This is a genomic window from Paenibacillus sp. JT31N7 (assembly GCF_059692095.1).
Genome location: NZ_JCAUAT010000014.1, coordinates 13,470 through 30,582, shown reverse-complemented (window position 1 = coordinate 30,582; position 17,113 = coordinate 13,470). Strand labels below are relative to the sequence as shown.

The window sequence follows — 17,113 nt, the reverse complement described above, 5'->3', positions numbered from 1 at the left end:
GCGGAGGTTCCTATGAAAATCTTAGTTACCGGAGCAAAAGGACAGCTTGGAAGCGAAGTTTGCAGGCTGTTTGAAGCAGAGGGGCATGAAGTTTACGGATACGGGCGTGAAAAGCTGGACTTTACGGATCAGACGGCGTGCGGGCGGATCATTCAGGAAATCAGGCCGGACGTTCTGATACATTGCGGCGCCTATACGGCCGTAGACAAAGCGGAAAGCGAACCCGACGAGGCATACCGCGTCAATGCAAGCGGAACGCGTAACCTGGCTGTGGAAGCGGAAAAACATAACGTGAAGTTTTGTTATGTCAGCACGGATTACGTATTCGACGGCAGAGGGAGTACACCTTACAACGAATATGACAATACCAATCCGCAAAGTGTGTACGGAAAGTCCAAAAGGGCCGGAGAAATCTTGACTCAGACAGTAAGCAGCCGGTATTTTATCGTGCGCACATCGTGGGTCTACGGCCGGGTCGGGCACAATTTCGTAAAGACCATGCTCAAGTTGGGCGGAGAGAAAACTTCATTAAATGTAGTCCATGACCAAACGGGCTCCCCGACTTATGCGGCTGATTTGGCTTCCTTTCTTCTGGAACTTGTACAAACGGAGAAATACGGAATTTACCATGCTTCCAACAGCGGGACGTGTACATGGTATGAGTTTGCGAAGGCGATATTCGAGGAGTCGGATATGAAAGTGGCCATGAATCCCTGCACGACGGATGAATTTCCGCGTCCCGCGGAGCGGCCGCCATTTTCCGTTATGGACCACATGGGCATTCGCTCCAATGGCTTTCAGGATTTAAGAGGCTGGAAGGAAGGGCTGAGGGACTTTCTTAAGGAGTACCGAAATGGGGAATGACTCGGTCGTTGTGCTCTTATCTACTTATAACGGGGCTAACTATCTCGAAAGCCAGCTGAATTCGATAGTAGCCCAATCTCATTCAAATACGAGCATCTTGGTGAGAGATGACGGATCTAGCGATACGACTTTGCTTATTTTGAAGCAGTACGAAATGAAATACGATTGTGTCCGCTTGATGCCGCAAGAAGATAACCAAGGGCCGAAATTAAGCTTTGGCCGGCTGCTTCAGGAAGGCCTATCAGGGTCAAAGGCGAATTATTTTATGTTCGCGGACCAAGACGATGTCTGGCTTCCGGATAAAATCGAAAAGACTTTGGCTAAAATGAAGCAGCTGGAAAAGTCTTGCGGGCAGCGGCCGCTTTTGATTCACACGGATTTAAAAGTGGTCAACGAGCAGCAGCGGGAGCTTAACCCGTCTTTCTGGAACTATCAAAAGCTGGATCCCGCTAAGGATTCGTTTCCGCGCCTGCTCATGCAGAATGTCATTACGGGCTGCACGGTGATGGTAAACCGCCGGTTGGCCGAGATCAGTCTTCCCGTACATACGGACGCGATTATGCATGATTGGTGGATCGGTTTGGTTGCCAGTGCGTTCGGCAGGATCGGCTATGTGACGGAGCCGACGATCTTGTATCGGCAGCATGGTGAAAACAGCGTGGGTGCTAAGCGGTTCGGTATGTCTTACATCAAAAATAAGCTGTTAGAACCGGTGTATCTGGACAAGAATATACGACAGGCAAAGGCTTTTGAGGTACAGTTTTCCGAGAGGCTTCCTGAAGAAAGCCGCACGCTCCTAGAGAAGTTTATTGAGCTGGAAAATAGTTCTTTCGCAAGAGGCCGAATTTCACTTCTTAAGAACGGGTTTTATAAAATAGGAGTTGCGCGAAATTTGGGACTATTTCTCAACTGGAAATCTTAAAGACCTTAGCCTTAATGGAGGTCTTTTTATTTTGGGCTAGATTTAGCCTATTCACAATCTTGCATGGTATACTAGGAATATCTAGTAAATTCGGATGGAGATACAGATGGACTTAAGCATTATCATCGTTAATTATAATACCCGCCGACTGACGCTTGATTGTCTGCATTCGGTATATGCTTCCGTAACGGGATATACATACGAAGTACTTTTGATCGACAACAACTCCTCGGATGATTCCGTTTCTTTCATTGGAAACGAGTTTCCGCAGGTAGATTTGATCGCGAACCAGGAAAACGTCGGTTTTTCCCGGGCGAACAATCAGGGCATAAGAATAGCGCAGGGCCAATATATTTTATTGTTGAACTCGGACACGATTGTAGAGCCGGATACGTTCCAAATTATGCTGGATTATATGAACGGACATCCGGAAGTCGGCGCAGCGGGCTGCAAAGTGGTGCTGCCTGACGGTTCTCTCGATAAAGCGTGCAAACGCGGTTTTCCGACGCCGTCGGCGTCTTTTTATTATGCGTTCGGGTTCTCGAAGTTGTTCCCGGATCGTCCCCGGTTCAATCAATACCAGCTGGGGTATTTGAACCCCGACGAGGAATACGAAGTCGATTGTTTGGTCGGAGCTTTTATGATGGTCCGTCGGAAAACGATCGAGGAAGTCGGATTGCTCGACGAAGAGTTTTTCATGTATGGGGAAGACGTGGATTGGTGCTACCGGATCAAGGAAGCGGGCTGGCAAATTTATTATTACCCGCGCACGCAAATTGTTCATTACAAGGGCGCCAGCAGCAGGCGCAAACCGTATAAAATCATCTATGAATTTCACAGGGCCATGATTTTGTTTCACCGTAAACATTACAAGCGTAATTACTCGTTCGTGACGAATGCCGCCGTTTATATGGGGGTGGCGGTCAAGTTCGGACTTGCGCTGCTGAAAAATAAGGCGCTGCCAGTTAATAAATCAAGCTAAGCCGTATAAGCCCATGCACCAAGGAGGTTTACAACGTTTGAAAATTAAAAAAGCTATCATACCCGCAGCCGGACTAGGGACCCGATTTCTACCTGCAACGAAAGCAATGCCTAAGGAAATGCTTCCTATTGTTGATAAACCGACGATTCAATATATCGTGGAAGAAGCCATTGAATCCGGTATTGAAGATATTATTATTGTAACCGGCAAAGGCAAACGTGCTATCGAAGATCATTTTGATAATTCATTCGAACTTGAGCGGAATTTGTTGGAGAAAGGAAAGCTTTCCCTCCTGGATGAAGTGCTTAAGAGCGCGAAAGTCGAAATTCATTATATCCGTCAAAAAGAACCTAAGGGCTTAGGTCATGCCGTATGGTGTGCGCGCAAATTTATCGGAAATGAACCCTTTGCTGTTTTGCTCGGCGACGATATTGTAGACTCTGAAAATAACCCTTGCCTAAAACAAATGATAGACGTATACGAAAAGAGACAGAGCTCTGTAATCGGAATACAACGGGTTTCAACGGAAGAAGTGTCGAGATACGGAATAGTGAATCCGATCCAGTTAAATTCGCGTATTTATGAAGTGAATAGCCTAATAGAAAAACCTAAACCTCAGTTGGCTCCTTCCAATCTCGCTATAATGGGACGTTATATTTTGACTCCCGCCATTTTTGATTTGCTGCAACAGCAGCATGTGGGGGCCGGCGGTGAGATTCAACTAACCGATGCTATCAATGCCCTATGTAAATTTGAGAAAGTCTACGCATACGATTTTGAAGGAATACGTTACGATGTCGGAGAGAAATTTGGTTTTATTCAAACGAATATCGAATATGCTTTAAAAAATGAAGAACTGCGTACTCAGCTAGTGGACTATATGAAAAATAAAGTGGATGAAATTTTGTCCAGACAGACCGTTTAGAATCTCCAACGATTTTTGAGGTGAATTTTCTATGCTTCGCAGAAATCAACAATTTCTAACCCAGGTCTATGCGATTTTTGATTTCGCCGTGATTCAGACCGCCTTCCTGATCGCCTGGTGGGTTAAATTCGAGAGCGGTTGGCTGGATGCCAATCAGCCGATCCCCATCTCCGTTTATGCCGCTTGGAGCGCGGTCTACGGGGCTGTGGCCGTAGCGGTCGGCTTTTTCATCGGGCTGTACGGACCGAACCGCAAGAAACGGTTTGCCGATGCGCTGATCAAAATCGTACAGACGCATCTGATCAGCTTGTTCATCCAGCTCAGCTTGCTCTTCTTCTTCAAAGAAGTGCATATTTCGCGTGAGTTTCTCGCCATCTATATTGTGCTGGATATTGTGCTCATCACCGTTTACCGCTACGTTTTGAAAGAAAGCCTCAAGCGCCTTCGCGAGAAAGGGTACAACAAGCAGTTTGTGCTCATTCTGGGAGCGGGTACGCTGGGACGGCGCTTTCACGATAATCTGCTGCAGCATCCGGAGCTCGGCTATGAAATTATCGGGTTTCTCGATGATCACGGAGAGCATTCGGAGCACAAGGTGCTACCCGCCGCTCCTTACAAGCCGGTTATAGGCAGGCTGGATGAGCTGGAAGAAATCTTGCAGGACAAATTGATCGATGAAGTCATTATCGCGCTGCCGCTGGACGTTCATCACAAATTCCCGCGTATCATTGCGGCATGTGAAAAGGCGGGCGTGCGGACACTGATTATTCCCGACTTCTTCGATTATTTGCCTGCGCGGCCGTTTTTCGATAACTTTGCGGGAATGCCGCTGATCAATGTGCGCGATATTCCGCTCGATATGATCAGCAACCGGATGATCAAACGGACTTTTGATCTCGCGTTTTCGCTTACGGCCATTCTGCTCACCCTTCCGGTGATGATCGTGATTGCCGGGGCAATCAAACTGACGTCGCCCGGCCCGGTGATTTTCAAGCAGGAGCGAGTAGGGTTGAACCGGCGGAAATTTTACATGTACAAATTCCGCTCAATGCGTCAGGATACGGCGAACACGTCCGATACGGGCTGGACGACGGCCGACGACCCGCGCAAAACGAGGCTGGGCGCCTTTCTCCGCAAAACGAGTCTCGACGAGCTGCCGCAGTTTTTCAATGTGCTTTTCGGGCATATGAGTGTGGTCGGACCGCGGCCTGAACGGCCGTTTTTCGTGGAACAGTTTAAAGAAGAGATTCCGAAATATATGGTGAAGCATCATATTCGTCCGGGTATTACAGGCTGGGCGCAGAGCAACGGTCTCCGTGGGGATACCTCGATTTCGGACCGGATTCAGCACGATATTTTCTATATCGAAAATTGGTCGTTCCTCTTCGACATCAAGATTATCTGGAAAACGATCGTAAACGGCTTTACGAACAAAAATGCCTATTAATATTGATTTGGCGTATAGTTAAGCAGAGGACTAAAACATACCGTTAAACAGAATTAAACACCCCCAAGTTTGCAACTCTATCGTGTTGCAAACTTGGGGGTGTTTTTGAGTCGTCATCTAAAGCCGGCTAGTCCAGCGGAAGGCATGCTGTAGGTTGTTCAGATGGTTGGCTGTTATGCCATATCCACTTTGAGCTATTTCTACCTGATATTTTTTAAATTAATTTGCTCCCCATGATTAGGAAAATCTAGCTCTCCATTCTTATTTTTGGTTAGGGTGTATAAGGAAATATTGATTAAATCGATATTTTTAATATTGGTTTGGATATCATTAAACAAATAAATTTGATTATTTATAATTACGATGAAATCCCTCGAATATCCCAATTAAGGAAATTATCATACCATTGCGGGTGGCTATGGAATTTCAAGTTGTATTTTTTATTTCCTCTATTTTTGTGTCCTTGCCGAAGTTATAGATGATCTTGTAGCTATTTTTATCTGTTTTATGATAATAAAGCTTTTCTAACATTATGCCTGGATACAATTCTATTGGTTTATCAATTATAGTCTTCACATTGGTGCTTTTTAATGAGTGAATGATGTTCAGGTGCTCATTTTTGCTCTATGGGATCGCTTAAATATTGATTCAAATCTCAGGAAGATATTTCTAAATCTTTGTAGAGCTTTGCCGCTAAAAGGAGGCTCTGAGACAAAGGAGCCTTCTCAGATGAAGGATAAGAATATAATTTCTGACCTTTCATCATTTCAATGTGTTGGGTATCTTTAATCAGTTGCTGCGCAGGATCTTGGTTTAGGTGTGGCAATGGTTTTTAAAATATCCGTTTCATACTTCCAAAATACACCGATAAATAGGACGAAAGTTAGGATACTTAAAGCAGTTTTTTTATAACTAAATATTTTGGCGATAACAGCTCCAATTAGTGTGGCTAAAGGGATATAAATGGGAAGGATATACCACTCAAGTTTTGTTTTGGCTACACTAAATAATGCAAGGGGTATGAACATCCACAAGATCAATCCGATAATACAATTTTCCTTTAGGATGGCTCGCATTTTTTCCCTGCTTAGATAAGCAAATAGTACAAGAATTAAAAGAAACAACCAGCCTATGTAATAAATTTTGATGATTTGAAGATAAAAATATTTAGACCCATGATGTCCTTCAAGAGGAGTGGGTGTTTAGAATAACAGGTCATAAGTGATCATGCTTTTAAAGAACTACATTCCATCATAGGGATACCTTAACATTAGCCAAATGGCGATAGAGAAACATTAAAAGCAAAATAGGTGACCCAGTTTTTGAATTTTATATGGAATAGCTTTTTAGTGAAGATGAGATACAAGACCTCTATAATCAGAATACTGCCAGCATGCCAGCTTTTTGTCAGAAAAGACAAAGAAAACTTAAGTCCTGATAAGTAAAGCCATTTAATATTGTGTTCAATAAGGAGAATGAAGATAATAGACAGAGTAAATAGGAGAAGGAATAACGAATCCGCATCCCCTGTTCTAGCTCCATGCAATAAAATGTACTGATAACTTGTTGCTGCGATTAAAGCAGAAAAGATAGACGCGATTTGCCGTATTTGTATTTAGAGAATAGGGCTATGCAAATAATCGTTAAAAGAGCTAGGATAGCTGATATCAGTCTGAGGCCCAGGGTATTGTATCCTGCCAGTTTAAAACCCAAAACTATCGTCCAAAAACTCAAAGGGGTTTTAGATTCCAATAGTCATATGTACCGTTGTAAGTATTGATTATAAAATTTTTATCCTTGAGCATTTCATAGGCACCCCGTGCCTGGCTTCATCCCAGTCGGCTATCGCGCTGCTGCCCAAATTATAGAACAAATTTAGGCTTGTTATTGAAATAACAAGCAAGAGTATAAAATAGTAAAGACGGTTTCGATAGGCAGGATTTTTAAAGCCCTTATCTATAGGTAGCTTCATTATTAAATTTAAGTTCCTTTCTAAACAAACTAGTAGTTTATGAATGACTAAACATTGCTTCCTGATGAACGGAATCTTTTAGAATGGGTTGTGTAGCAGACAGTTCCTTTTCAATAATAAATTTAGGTCTGTTTTTAACCTCTTTATATATTTTTCCTACATACTCACCTATCAAACCTAAACAAATTAACTGTATTCCCCCAATGAACCATATAGATACCATTAATGAAGACCATCCAGTAACGGTTTGTCCAAATAATTTACTAATGATAGCATAGGCCCCCATGAGGAGACTTAAAATAAATAATAGAAACCCTAAAAAGGAAATAGTTCGTATCGGCGTGACGCTAAAAGAAGTAATGCCGTCAAACGCAAAAGATAGCATTTTCTTGAGTGGGTATTTTGATTCTCCGGCAAAACGCTCTTCTCTATTGTAATAAACATTCGTAGACTTAAATCCAATCAGCGGAACAAGGCCTCTTAGGAAGAGATTAGTTTCTTTAAAGTTTTCCAGTTCTAGCAGTGCTCTTTTGCTCATTAATCTATAGTCTGCGTGGTTGTAAACTACATTTACCCCCATTATCTTCATGAGTTTATAGAAGCTTTGTGCGGTATACTTTTTGAATACGGTATCTTTATTTCTGCTTTCCCGTACACCGTAAACGATATCATAACCTTCTGTAAATTTTTCAATAAATTGCGGGATTACGTTTAAATCGTCTTGAAGATCAGCGTCAACCGATATCACGCAATCCGAGTCGTTTTTTGCATGATGCAAGCCTGCAAGTAAAGCATTCTGATGGCCGGCATTTTTAGCCAGCTTGAGCCCGTTTACATAGCTGTTTATTTTGTTAGCATTCTCAATTAAGGCCCAAGTCTTATCTTTACTGCCATCATCGACGAATAATAGCTTGCTAGATCGGGAAATCCGATTATGATTGATTAGATCTTCCAATAATTCGGTCAATCTTTTTAAAGTTTCAGGAAATACTTCCTCTTCATTATAACAAGGTACGGCAATAGTAAGGCATGGACAATATCCGGATGACTGCAAGCTTTATACAACTCCTTAATAAATAACGTAATAATTATAGTCTTGATAATTATGTTCCATTCTAACATTGAAAGGATTTTAAAAGAATACTTTAAACAGAAATGACTGGATTGGTCGATTTATGATTATTTAAAGAGGAATTTATTTACAAAGAGAGAATAACTACTTGCTTATAATGATAATAAACTTTATTTTCAACATGGGGGTAACTATGAAAAGAAACTGGCAATTATGTTTGGTTATTTTACTGTTCGTTGCACTCTTCCCTAATTATAGTCGTGCAAAAACGGATGCAACATCCTTGCCAAGCAGCGGCACAGGTGGAAGTGTTACGGAGTCCGTGTATGATTTTTATGTAACCTTGGGTACCCTGCCGACACTTTATGCGGGGCTGAATGCATACTCCAGCAATAATGAAAGTTATATGTGGTATCTCCGTAAAGGAACGTTCGATCCGCAGAAAATCTCTAACACGGTAAATCTGATTGCTCCTGATAAAACCTACAGTAAAGAAGTTATGGATGAGCTTGTGGGCAAAGTGGAGGAATTGTACCACGGAAATCCAAACGCAAAATTCAATTTATTTATCGACGATCTCCGTGTTCAGTTTATCTTACAAATGTTTTTAGCTAATAAAGTTCCTGATTCGAACTTGAAAGTATATTTGCTATCGGATGGTACAGGCTCATATACCACTTTTAGAGATTATTTTAATGAAATTGACGCATATATGTGGTGGAATAGATTTGCAGATGATTATGAGACAAGAAGTACGCGTATTCAAGCGGGTGAAATCGATGTTATCAATATAAATGACAATATGGAACTGTATAGAAGCATGTATCACGTTTCTCAAAAGGATAACGTTGAGTACTGGATGCAATTCCCGGAATTGCTACAGACTAATGATGTTAAGGTTACAGAAGAATTAGCAAAAATGAACTTAGTAAAGAAATTACCGCACTATATGTACGAGGTCTTGCCACAAGCGAAAAAAGTCGAATTTATTGAAGCGGTTGGGATTGATAGGTCAAAATTCGACTACTTATTTTATTCCTCAAGCAAACCTAACCTGATTATTTCAGGAACAAGTTTTGCTGGTGAACAAGGCACTTTTGAAGACGTCGTTAAGCAAATCGTAGCAGATTATGGTACGAATTATAAGCTGTTTTTTAAGCCTCACCCATCTTGGGATCCTCTAACAAACGGACAACTAATAAAACTAAAGCGTAAAGAGTTTTTGGACAGTCAGAATATTACTTTGCTGCCGGCTCAATTGCCGATGGAAGCATTAATGTGGACATACCCGGATGTAAAGATCGGAGGGTATTCCAGCACTTTGTATATGTCAACGGCAAAAAAACAAAGCATATTTTTTATTGCGGACAGTGTAGATAGTCTCACAGCACCGCTGCCAAGTTTATACCAGTTGGGCCACTTTGGCGATGCTAAATTATATAAGATCACTCAACCGCCCGTCACGAACACAACAATTTCAGATCTTCAAGTAACATCGAACGGAACACCATTGCAGATGAACGTGACAGGTTCCGTATATAAAGTTAAGGCTGCCAACAATGTCCCAGAGGTAAAAGTATCAGTTAAACCGACCTCGGACAAAGCAGGTGTAACCGTAAAAAAAGAGGGGCAAATTATCCCGGTTTCTAATCTGAACGGCTTCTATGAGACTGGAACTATTCCAGTTGCTGCAGGCGACAATCTTTTGGAAGTAACGGTGACAGCACCAAGTGGAGACATGAGTACCTACAATGTAATCGTAACAAGAGAAGCTAGTGAAAGCAGCGGTTCGGGGAATACAGGAGGTACAGGTGGCTGGGGCGGAGGAGGCGGTTCTGCTTGGATTGAAGCTCCATCTAATAACGTAAGTGTAACGATTAAAGCGAACTCATCAGGAACAATCCTTTTCGGGGAAGAAGTCAACATGAGCGTACCTGCAGGATCCTTGGAGCAGGAAAGCACCATAAAAGTTGAACGGCTTTCCGAGAACAATTCTTGGGTTAGCAACACTGACTTTTTAGCCAGTTCAATTTATGAAGTGACTAAAAGTACATCCGAGGATTTTAAACGGCCTGTCAGTTTGACTATCCAATTTGATACTAAAAAGATCGGGAAAGATCAGATTCCGGTAATCTGCTACTATGACACAGAAAAGAAAATATGGGTAAAAGTAGAAGGGAAAGTAACAGACACTAAGGTTACAGCCGAAGTCAGCAAACTTGGAAAATTTGCAATACTTGCATTCGATAAGGATTTGAAGACTGAAAGCAACGGCGGTCAAACAGGTACTTTGTTTACGGATGTAATGTCGCATTGGGCTAAAGAAATGATCCAATTGGGATTGTCTAAAAATATTATCAATGGCTACCCGGATCATACTTTTAGGCCGAACCAAACTGTAAGCAGAGCGGAGTTTACAGTTATGCTGGTTAATGGCCTCCATGTTGGTGGAGAAGGGGCAAAGCTTGAATTTACGGACCATTCAATAATAGCTGACTGGTCGAGCCGTGCGATCTCCCTAGCCTCAGAGATGGGAATTGTGAGCGGATATGAAGATGGCAGCTTTAGACCAGATGCGCAGATTACACGTGCAGAGATGGTCAGTATGATTATGCGCGCGCTGAAAATATCCGTCCCGGTGGATAATAATACATTGTTTGCGGATGATAACGAAATTCCTGCCTGGGCTAAAGGAAATGTTCTGGAGGCATTCAAGCGCGGAATTGTCAATGGTAGGGAAAATAATCAATTCGCTCCGGGGGAAAGCGCCACAAGAGCAGAGTCGGTTGTCATGATACTGCGGGTAATTGAGGTGGTACAATCGAAGTAAAGCTCTAGAAGTTATTTTAAAAAGTATATTCCGCCCGAATCTTCCCGATACTAGGATCATATCTTGGTAACGGGGAGGTTTTTTTATGATCGATCATGAAGATGCTTACCGGGACGATCAAATGCCAATGGGGCGCGGGTTGATCATCGGAGTGCTGGTGGGAGCCGTCATGTGGGCGGTTATTATCGGCGGGTTTCTTTACCTGGTGAACTTATGAGGGGACATATACAAGAAAGCCGCCGAGCGGGTATTCCCGGTTTCGGCGGCTTTCAATTTGGGCGGTTTACCGGATGGTCATCTGATAAACCTTCTTATCTCGCCGTCCAACCGCCGTCAATGATCAGCTCCGTGCCGGTCACGAACGAGGACTCGTCCGAAGTGAGATAGAAGGACTCCGTATGCGATGTCTTCCGGCTTGCCTAGGCGGGGCAGAGGAGTACCCGCTTCGAACATGTGTCCCGCGCCCTGGTCGAGGGCTTCCTGAATCATCGGCGTCACGATGATGCCCGGGTGAATGGAGTTCACGCGGATTTTGTCCGGGGCCAGCTCGACAGCGGATGCTTTCGATAAAGAGCGGAGGGCTCCTTTTGCCGCGGTATAACAAACCGTTGGTGAAGTTGAGGGCGACAATCCCGGCGATAGAGGAAATATTGACGATGGAGCCTCCGCCGGCTTTCCGCATTTCGGGAACGACGTATTTCATTCCGATGACGCAGCCCGTCAAGTTAATCGACATGACTTTATCCCAGCTTCGATGGTGAAGGTATCAAGCGTGCTGTCCGTACTAGTGCCCGCATTACTGACGAGAACATCGACCTTGCCGAACTGCTCCACTGCTTTCCCCACAACCCGCTTCCAGTCGTCTTCCGATGCCACGTTGTGCTTAAGGCCGATGGCCTGGCCGCCCGCACGCCGGATTTCATCCACAACCCGGTTCAGCTGCTCTTCTTGCAGGTCGGTTGCGACGACTTTCGCACCTTCCGCCGCGAACAGCTGGCTTCGGTTTCCCCTTGGCCCATAGCGGCTCCCGTTATAATGACGACTTTATCCTGTAAGCGTCCCATTTTGCAAAACTATCCTTCAGGCTAAAATTGGAAGCGCGTTCAATGTGATAAGCTTCCGTGCCCGCAAATTTTATCGACAAGATGATGTTTAATCGACATCCCGTTAATTATAATACCGAGCTTGCAAGGATAGCTCAACCAACAGCTTTTGCGGATTTGTCGCTTAATGGACAATACCCGGCGCTATGTTGCAAAAAGCTAAGATCTTATACAAAGAGAGCGGTTATGTCGATTAAAAATAACTTGGACCCGCGAGTAATCAGGAACCGCCTGATGCTGCGGGATGCGCTGATTGCTTTGATCGGGGAACAAGGGTACGAGAAAATTACGGTCAGGGACATCGCTGGCCTCGCCTCGCTGAACCGGTCGACCTTTTACCTTCATTTCCGGGACAAACAGGATCTCATGGAACAAAGCATGGATGATACATTAAAGGAGCTGGTGGACGGACTCCAGCCTCTATTCGAAGATGCATCGGAGTTTCGTTTTGATGGCGGGAAGCCGCATCCTACATTTGTCTGGCTGTTCGAGGAGATTGCCAGGCATGCGCAGTTTTATCAAGTGGTTCTGGGGGAACAGCGGATGCCTTATTTTACCCGCGGATTGACGGACGTGATTACCGGGTTTGTGACCAAAGGGCTCGGAACGGTAGCTCCCGAAGAGCGGCAGCTTGCGGTGCCCAGAGAGATGCTCGTGAGCTGCGTAGTCTCGGCTTTCCTTGGCGTGATCCTGTGGTGGCTGTAAAGCGGCATGCCGTATACGGCTCCCTATATGGCGGAGAAGTTAATGCGCCTGGCGACCCGCGGTCCTTACGTGGACGAGCCTTTTACCGGGGCAAAAGAATAAGCCGGTTTCCCGGCACGGGCCAATAAAACCTTGTGAGGCCGATTCAATCCACAGTGCCCAGGACGTCAAGGAGATCCTTCAACGCCCCATTAAACCGCACAAGCTGTTCAGGGCTGAAAGAGTCCGCTTTAGCACGCAGCAGGTTTCCGATCTCCGTCCATAACTCCTTCCATCCTGTCCGGTGAGCTTCACAAGCTTGCCGCCCGGGGGCCGGAGGTTCCTGTTAGTCGGATTAGAATATGCTCTGCCTGACACACATGGCGGGTGCAGCCGGGCAACAAAAAGGAGGCTTTCTTAATAGAAGGCCTTCTTTTCGCATGCAGCTTTCGGCCGTTTGGCACGAACACTGTTCGGTTCCCCGGGCAGAACATAACGGACGACGGACAGGATCACGGCTTGTCAAACTAGTCCGCATAATCGGCCAAGTCCCTTCATAGACATGTATCAGTACATTTTACTTAAGGATGAGGGGATGATGACATGCGTCGGGTCACATGGATACTCGCCATCGTGATGAGTGCAGCATTGCTTCTGGCCGGTTGTGGAAAAAAGGATGCAGGATCGGTAGTAAAAGATTTGGATCATGTGATCGGCAAGCTCGAAAGTTATCAGGGCACGGGACGCATGGTTCTTCAAACCGGGCAGGAGCCGCAGGAATACCAGGTGGAGGTGTGGTACCAGCAGCCGCATTACTACCGCATTTCTTTGACCAATGAGAAAAAAGACATCACGCAGGTTGTGCTGCGAAACGACGACGGGGTGTTTGTTTTGACGCCGCATCTGCATAAAAGCTTCCGGTTCCAGAGCGACTGGCCGGAGAATCAGGGTCAGGTGTATCTGTTCCAGTCTCTGGCTCAGAGTATCCTGCTGGACACGGAGCGCCAGTTTACGAAAGACGGCAACTCGTTCGTCTTCGACGTGGCGGCGAATTATGCCAACAGCGGACAGATGGCGAGACAGAAAATATGGCTGGATCAAAAAAGCCTCGCGCCGCAGAAGGTCGAGGTTTCCGACAGCAGCTCGAACGTACTCGTCAAGCTTGACTTCACACAGTTCGAGTTTGGTAAAAAGCTGGAAAAAGACAGCTTCGACATGCAGCGCAATATGACCAGCTGGGATCTCAAATCGTTGGATAAGGATGCGCCCGTCTCCGGCGCGGTAAAAGAACCGGCCGCGGGCGCAGCGTCTCCGGACGGGAAAGCCGCTGGCGGCAAGGATGCTCCGGCATCCGCCCAGGCAGGCGCCGCCGGCAAGGACGCGGCTGCCGGCACCTCCGCGGACGGCGCGAGCGCCGGAGCGGCCGCCGACGGCGGCAAAGCCCCGGCTGCGTCGCCCGGCGAAGACGCAGCTGCTGCGGGCAAAGCCGCGGACGGCTCCGCCAAGGCCCCGGCCGCGGCAGCGGGCTCGGGCAGCGCGGCGGCTGACGCCGGCAAGACGCCCGCTGCGCCAGGCGTCCCTGCGGGCGGCGGCACGGCCTCCGCTGGCGGCACCGGCGCCAAGCAGCCGGCTCCCGCTGGCGGCACAGCCGCGACCGGCGCGGCTGACGCGGACAAAAAAGCCGCAGCCAACAGCAGCGCGGGCTTCGGCCTCATCGAGCCGTCTTACATGCCCAAGGGTGTCGCGCAGCAGGACATCCGGGATGTGAAGCTCGGCGAGAACACGGGCATCATGGTCCGCTACCAGGGGACCTACAACTACACGCTGCTCGAGTTAGCACCGCAGACGCAGACCGTATCCATCCTGCCCGGTGATATCGTCGACCTGGGCTACACGCTCGGCGTGGTCACCGGCGACGAGAAGAAGACGCTGACGTGGACATACGACGGCATCGAATTCCGGCTGGCGACCGCCGACCTGCCGCACGACGAGCTTGTCAAAATCGCCCAATCCGTTGCCGGAGAAGCGGGTAAATAACCCGCAAAGCCCCATGGATTGGGGAATTTTGCCCGGAACAATTCATTGACTTCATCCAGCGGAGCCTTTAACATGGGTGTATCGGAGGACGGCGGAAGTGCCGGCCAATTAGGGAAGGGAGACCCTGTTTATTCGGGGATCTCCCTTGTCCCGTGTACAGTTTCGAAGAAGGTGAACATTGACGTGGATGCTTTTTACCGTCCGACTTACGTGGAAATTTCATTGGATGCGCTCCGCAGCAACCTGGAGACTTTCAGGCGCGCGCTGCCCGGTAGCGTACATATGATGGCGGTTCTGAAAGCCGATGCCTACGGCCATGGCGCCGTAGAGGTTTCGAAAGTGGCAATGGAATGCGGCGCAACCTATCTGGCCGTAGCTTTTCTCGACGAAGCGATGGAGCTGAGGAACGCCGGCATCACGGCGCCTATCCTGGTTCTGGGCTACACGCCGCCGGAAGGGATCGGACTTGCGCTTGAACATGATATTACGCTGACCGTCTATACGGAGGAGCTGCTTGAAGCGGCTGCGGGTTATGCGCAGCGTGACGCCGCAGCGGGCGGGAACAAACCGCCGTTAAACATTCATATCAAAATCGACAGCGGCATGGGCCGGATCGGCCTGCACGACGAGGATGAAGCGGTCGCGTTTATCGCGAAAGCGCTGCAGACGCCGGGAATCCGGGTCGAGGGGCTTTTTACCCATTATGCCAATGCGGATGAAACCGACAAAACGTATACGTACGAACAGCACGCAAAATTCGCCGGAATCGTCCGGAAGGCCGGTGAGCTGCCGGGGGCCCGTTTTCCTTTTGTTCACGCCGGCAACAGTGCGACTGCCATTGATCTGCCCGAACTTACTTACAACATGGTACGTCTGGGCATTGCGATGTACGGCCTGTATCCGTCGGAAGAGGTAAACAAAGAGCAGATCAGGCTCAAACCCGTACTGAGCCTCAAAACGGGGATTGTCTATCTGAAAACTCTTCCGTCCGGATCGGGTGTCAGCTACGGCACCATTTACCACACGCAAGGCGATGAACGGATCGCCACACTGCCGATCGGCTATGCCGACGGCTTCTCGCGTCTGCTGACGGGGAAAGCGGAAGGACTGGTTCGCGGCAAAAGAGCTCCGGTCGTCGGCCGGATTTGCATGGATCAATGTATGCTGAGTACGAGCGCTATTCCGGAGGCGGCATTCGGAGACGAGGTTGTCCTGCTCGGCGAGCAGGGCGAAGAGCGAATAACCGCGGAGGAAATCGCCGCTAAGCTGGGCACGATTAATTATGAAGTAACCTGCATGATCTCTCACCGGGTTCCCCGCGTTTACGTAAGCGGCGGCCGCAGAGTGAAGGCGGTCAACTCCCTGTTCAGACATCTTTTTTAACGAATCGACAGGACTTAATCAAAATTCCACAATTTTTCCCGATGGAAAAACAGGATTTCAGGGTATGCCCTCGAATAGATTACAAGGGAGCTTGACGATGCGTATGGCATAAATGATATACCACACGCATATATACTGGAGTAGTATAAATTTACTACTGCATCGACATAATGGTAGTAAAGTGTTTTCGGATGTTTCTTGGGGGTGCGAAATCGGTGAATAATGCTCATAACACGAAGAGGATCATGATCAGTTTGCCAGACAACCTATTACAGGAGGTCGACGGCATTGTGGAGAAGGAGAACTCCAACCGAAGCGAGTTTATTCGCCAGGCCATGAAGCTGTATTTGCTTGAACGCAAAAAACGCAGCCTTCGCGAATCCATGCAGAAAGGCTACATGGAGATGGCTAAAATTAACCTAACGATAGCGGACGAAGCTTTTCAAGCGGAGGAAGAGGCGGACAATACGCTGGTACGCTTAGTAAGCGGGGTGTAATAATTTGATTGTAAAACGTGGCGATGTGTACTTCGCAGATCTTTCACCGGTTGTCGGTTCCGAACAGGGCGGCGTCCGTCCGGTGCTGATTATCCAGAACGACATCGGCAATCGCTTCAGCCCGACGGTCATCGTCGCCGCAATTACGGCGCAGATTCAGAAAGCGAAGCTACCGACGCACGTGGAAATCGATGCGGAAACGCACGGTTTTGACCGGGACTCCGTCATTTTGCTGGAACAGATCCGTACGATCGACAAACAGCGGCTGACCGACAAAATTACGCATCTGGATGAAGAATCAATGCGCAAGGTGGACGAAGCGCTGCAGGTCAGCGTGGGACTGATTGATTTCTAGCGATGAAATGAGGAGCGAGGGGCCCTAACAGCCCTCGTTT

14 protein-coding genes and 2 pseudogenes are annotated in these 17,113 nt (G+C 47.0%); 12 read left to right on the top strand and 4 right to left on the bottom strand.

The window, feature by feature from the left end:
• The first annotated feature begins 12 nt into the window (after positions 1-12).
• The 5 genes from rfbD to AC58P5_RS27790 all read left to right on the top strand — a co-directional run bounded on the left by rfbD (position 13) and on the right by AC58P5_RS27790 (position 5,140).
• Positions 13-864: a dTDP-4-dehydrorhamnose reductase gene (gene rfbD / locus AC58P5_RS27810; protein WP_497392293.1), complete on the top strand. Its 852-nt coding sequence runs from the start codon at positions 13-15 to the stop codon at positions 862-864.
• Entirely contained in the window at positions 854-1,786 is a 933-nt protein-coding gene (locus AC58P5_RS27805) for a glycosyltransferase family 2 protein (RefSeq protein ID WP_497392291.1), read from the top strand. Before rfbD ends, AC58P5_RS27805 begins: the two co-directional genes overlap by 11 nt.
• A 106-nt stretch (positions 1,787-1,892) precedes the next feature.
• The gene (locus AC58P5_RS27800; protein WP_497392289.1) at positions 1,893-2,768 is read left to right on the top strand and encodes a glycosyltransferase family 2 protein; all 876 of its coding nucleotides are present in this window, start codon (positions 1,893-1,895) and stop codon (positions 2,766-2,768) included.
• Between the two features lie 13 nt (positions 2,769-2,781).
• Positions 2,782-3,693: a UTP--glucose-1-phosphate uridylyltransferase GalU gene (galU, locus tag AC58P5_RS27795; RefSeq protein ID WP_497392287.1), complete on the top strand. Its 912-nt coding sequence runs from the start codon at positions 2,782-2,784 to the stop codon at positions 3,691-3,693.
• 31 nt (positions 3,694-3,724) lie between these two features.
• A complete protein-coding gene (locus AC58P5_RS27790) occupies positions 3,725-5,140 on the top strand; it encodes an undecaprenyl-phosphate glucose phosphotransferase (protein ID WP_497392285.1) in 1,416 nt (471 codons plus the stop codon).
• A 785-nt stretch (positions 5,141-5,925) separates the two neighbouring features.
• On the opposite strand, the gene AC58P5_RS27785 is transcribed toward AC58P5_RS27790, so the two are convergent.
• From AC58P5_RS27785 to AC58P5_RS27775, 3 genes and pseudogenes are all read right to left on the bottom strand, one after another.
• On the bottom strand, positions 5,926-6,216 hold the full coding sequence (locus AC58P5_RS27785) for a hypothetical protein (protein WP_497392283.1): 291 nt from the start codon (positions 6,214-6,216) through the stop codon (positions 5,926-5,928).
• Positions 6,217-6,410: 194 nt separating this feature from the next.
• Positions 6,411-6,874: pseudogene (locus tag AC58P5_RS27780) on the bottom strand (glycosyltransferase family 39 protein).
• 275 nt (positions 6,875-7,149) lie between these two features.
• Positions 7,150-8,166 (bottom strand): glycosyltransferase family 2 protein, encoded by a 1,017-nt coding sequence (locus AC58P5_RS27775; protein ID WP_497392281.1) that lies wholly within the window; start codon positions 8,164-8,166, stop codon positions 7,150-7,152.
• A gap of 211 nt (positions 8,167-8,377) precedes the next feature.
• On the opposite strand from AC58P5_RS27775, the gene AC58P5_RS27770 reads away from it, so the two are divergent.
• Together AC58P5_RS27770 and AC58P5_RS27765 are read left to right on the top strand one after the other, a co-directional pair.
• Positions 8,378-11,014 (top strand): S-layer homology domain-containing protein, encoded by a 2,637-nt coding sequence (locus AC58P5_RS27770; RefSeq protein ID WP_497392279.1) that lies wholly within the window; start codon positions 8,378-8,380, stop codon positions 11,012-11,014.
• An 85-nt stretch (positions 11,015-11,099) separates the two neighbouring features.
• Positions 11,100-11,231: a hypothetical protein gene (locus AC58P5_RS27765; protein ID WP_497392277.1), complete on the top strand. Its 132-nt coding sequence runs from the start codon at positions 11,100-11,102 to the stop codon at positions 11,229-11,231.
• A gap of 94 nt (positions 11,232-11,325) precedes the next feature.
• On the opposite strand, the pseudogene AC58P5_RS27760 reads toward AC58P5_RS27765, so the two are convergent.
• A pseudogene (locus AC58P5_RS27760) lies at positions 11,326-12,078 on the bottom strand (glucose 1-dehydrogenase).
• A gap of 225 nt (positions 12,079-12,303) precedes the next feature.
• Between AC58P5_RS27760 and AC58P5_RS27755 the strand changes: the two are divergent.
• The 5 genes from AC58P5_RS27755 to AC58P5_RS27735 all read left to right on the top strand — a co-directional run bounded on the left by AC58P5_RS27755 (position 12,304) and on the right by AC58P5_RS27735 (position 17,073).
• Positions 12,304-12,822 carry a TetR/AcrR family transcriptional regulator gene (locus tag AC58P5_RS27755; protein WP_497392275.1) on the top strand — a complete coding sequence of 173 codons (519 nt, stop codon included), beginning with the start codon at positions 12,304-12,306 and terminating at the stop codon, positions 12,820-12,822.
• Between the two features lie 582 nt (positions 12,823-13,404).
• On the top strand, positions 13,405-14,838 hold the full coding sequence (locus AC58P5_RS27750; protein ID WP_497392273.1) for a DUF4367 domain-containing protein: 1,434 nt from the start codon (positions 13,405-13,407) through the stop codon (positions 14,836-14,838).
• Between the two features lie 183 nt (positions 14,839-15,021).
• The gene (alr, locus tag AC58P5_RS27745) at positions 15,022-16,221 is read left to right on the top strand and encodes an alanine racemase (RefSeq protein WP_497392321.1); all 1,200 of its coding nucleotides are present in this window, start codon (positions 15,022-15,024) and stop codon (positions 16,219-16,221) included.
• A gap of 215 nt (positions 16,222-16,436) precedes the next feature.
• Entirely contained in the window at positions 16,437-16,718 is a 282-nt protein-coding gene (locus tag AC58P5_RS27740; RefSeq protein ID WP_036740450.1) for a CopG family ribbon-helix-helix protein, read from the top strand.
• 4 nt (positions 16,719-16,722) lie between these two features.
• Complete coding sequence (locus AC58P5_RS27735) at positions 16,723-17,073, top strand: type II toxin-antitoxin system PemK/MazF family toxin (protein WP_009675190.1); 351 nt, start codon at positions 16,723-16,725, stop codon at positions 17,071-17,073.
• Positions 17,074-17,113: the final 40 nt, after the last annotated feature.

What these genes read in the sequence shown, in the direction of transcription:
- AC58P5_RS27790 (WP_497392285.1), top strand. Translation starts at nt 3,725, where the DNA reads ATGCTTCGCAGAAATCAACAATTTCTAACCCAGGTCTATGCGATTTTT.
- AC58P5_RS27770 (WP_497392279.1), top strand. Translation starts at nt 8,378, where the DNA reads ATGAAAAGAAACTGGCAATTATGTTTGGTTATTTTACTGTTCGTTGCA.
- AC58P5_RS27750 (WP_497392273.1), top strand. Translation starts at nt 13,405, where the DNA reads ATGCGTCGGGTCACATGGATACTCGCCATCGTGATGAGTGCAGCATTG.
- AC58P5_RS27765 (WP_497392277.1), top strand. Translation starts at nt 11,100, where the DNA reads ATGATCGATCATGAAGATGCTTACCGGGACGATCAAATGCCAATGGGG.
- AC58P5_RS27805 (WP_497392291.1), top strand. Translation starts at nt 854, where the DNA reads ATGGGGAATGACTCGGTCGTTGTGCTCTTATCTACTTATAACGGGGCT.
- AC58P5_RS27800 (WP_497392289.1), top strand. Translation starts at nt 1,893, where the DNA reads ATGGACTTAAGCATTATCATCGTTAATTATAATACCCGCCGACTGACG.
- AC58P5_RS27755 (WP_497392275.1), top strand. Translation starts at nt 12,304, where the DNA reads ATGTCGATTAAAAATAACTTGGACCCGCGAGTAATCAGGAACCGCCTG.
- AC58P5_RS27785 (WP_497392283.1), bottom strand. Translation starts at nt 6,216, where the DNA reads ATGCGAGCCATCCTAAAGGAAAATTGTATTATCGGATTGATCTTGTGG.
- rfbD (WP_497392293.1), top strand. Translation starts at nt 13, where the DNA reads ATGAAAATCTTAGTTACCGGAGCAAAAGGACAGCTTGGAAGCGAAGTT.
- galU (WP_497392287.1), top strand. Translation starts at nt 2,782, where the DNA reads ATGCACCAAGGAGGTTTACAACGTTTGAAAATTAAAAAAGCTATCATA.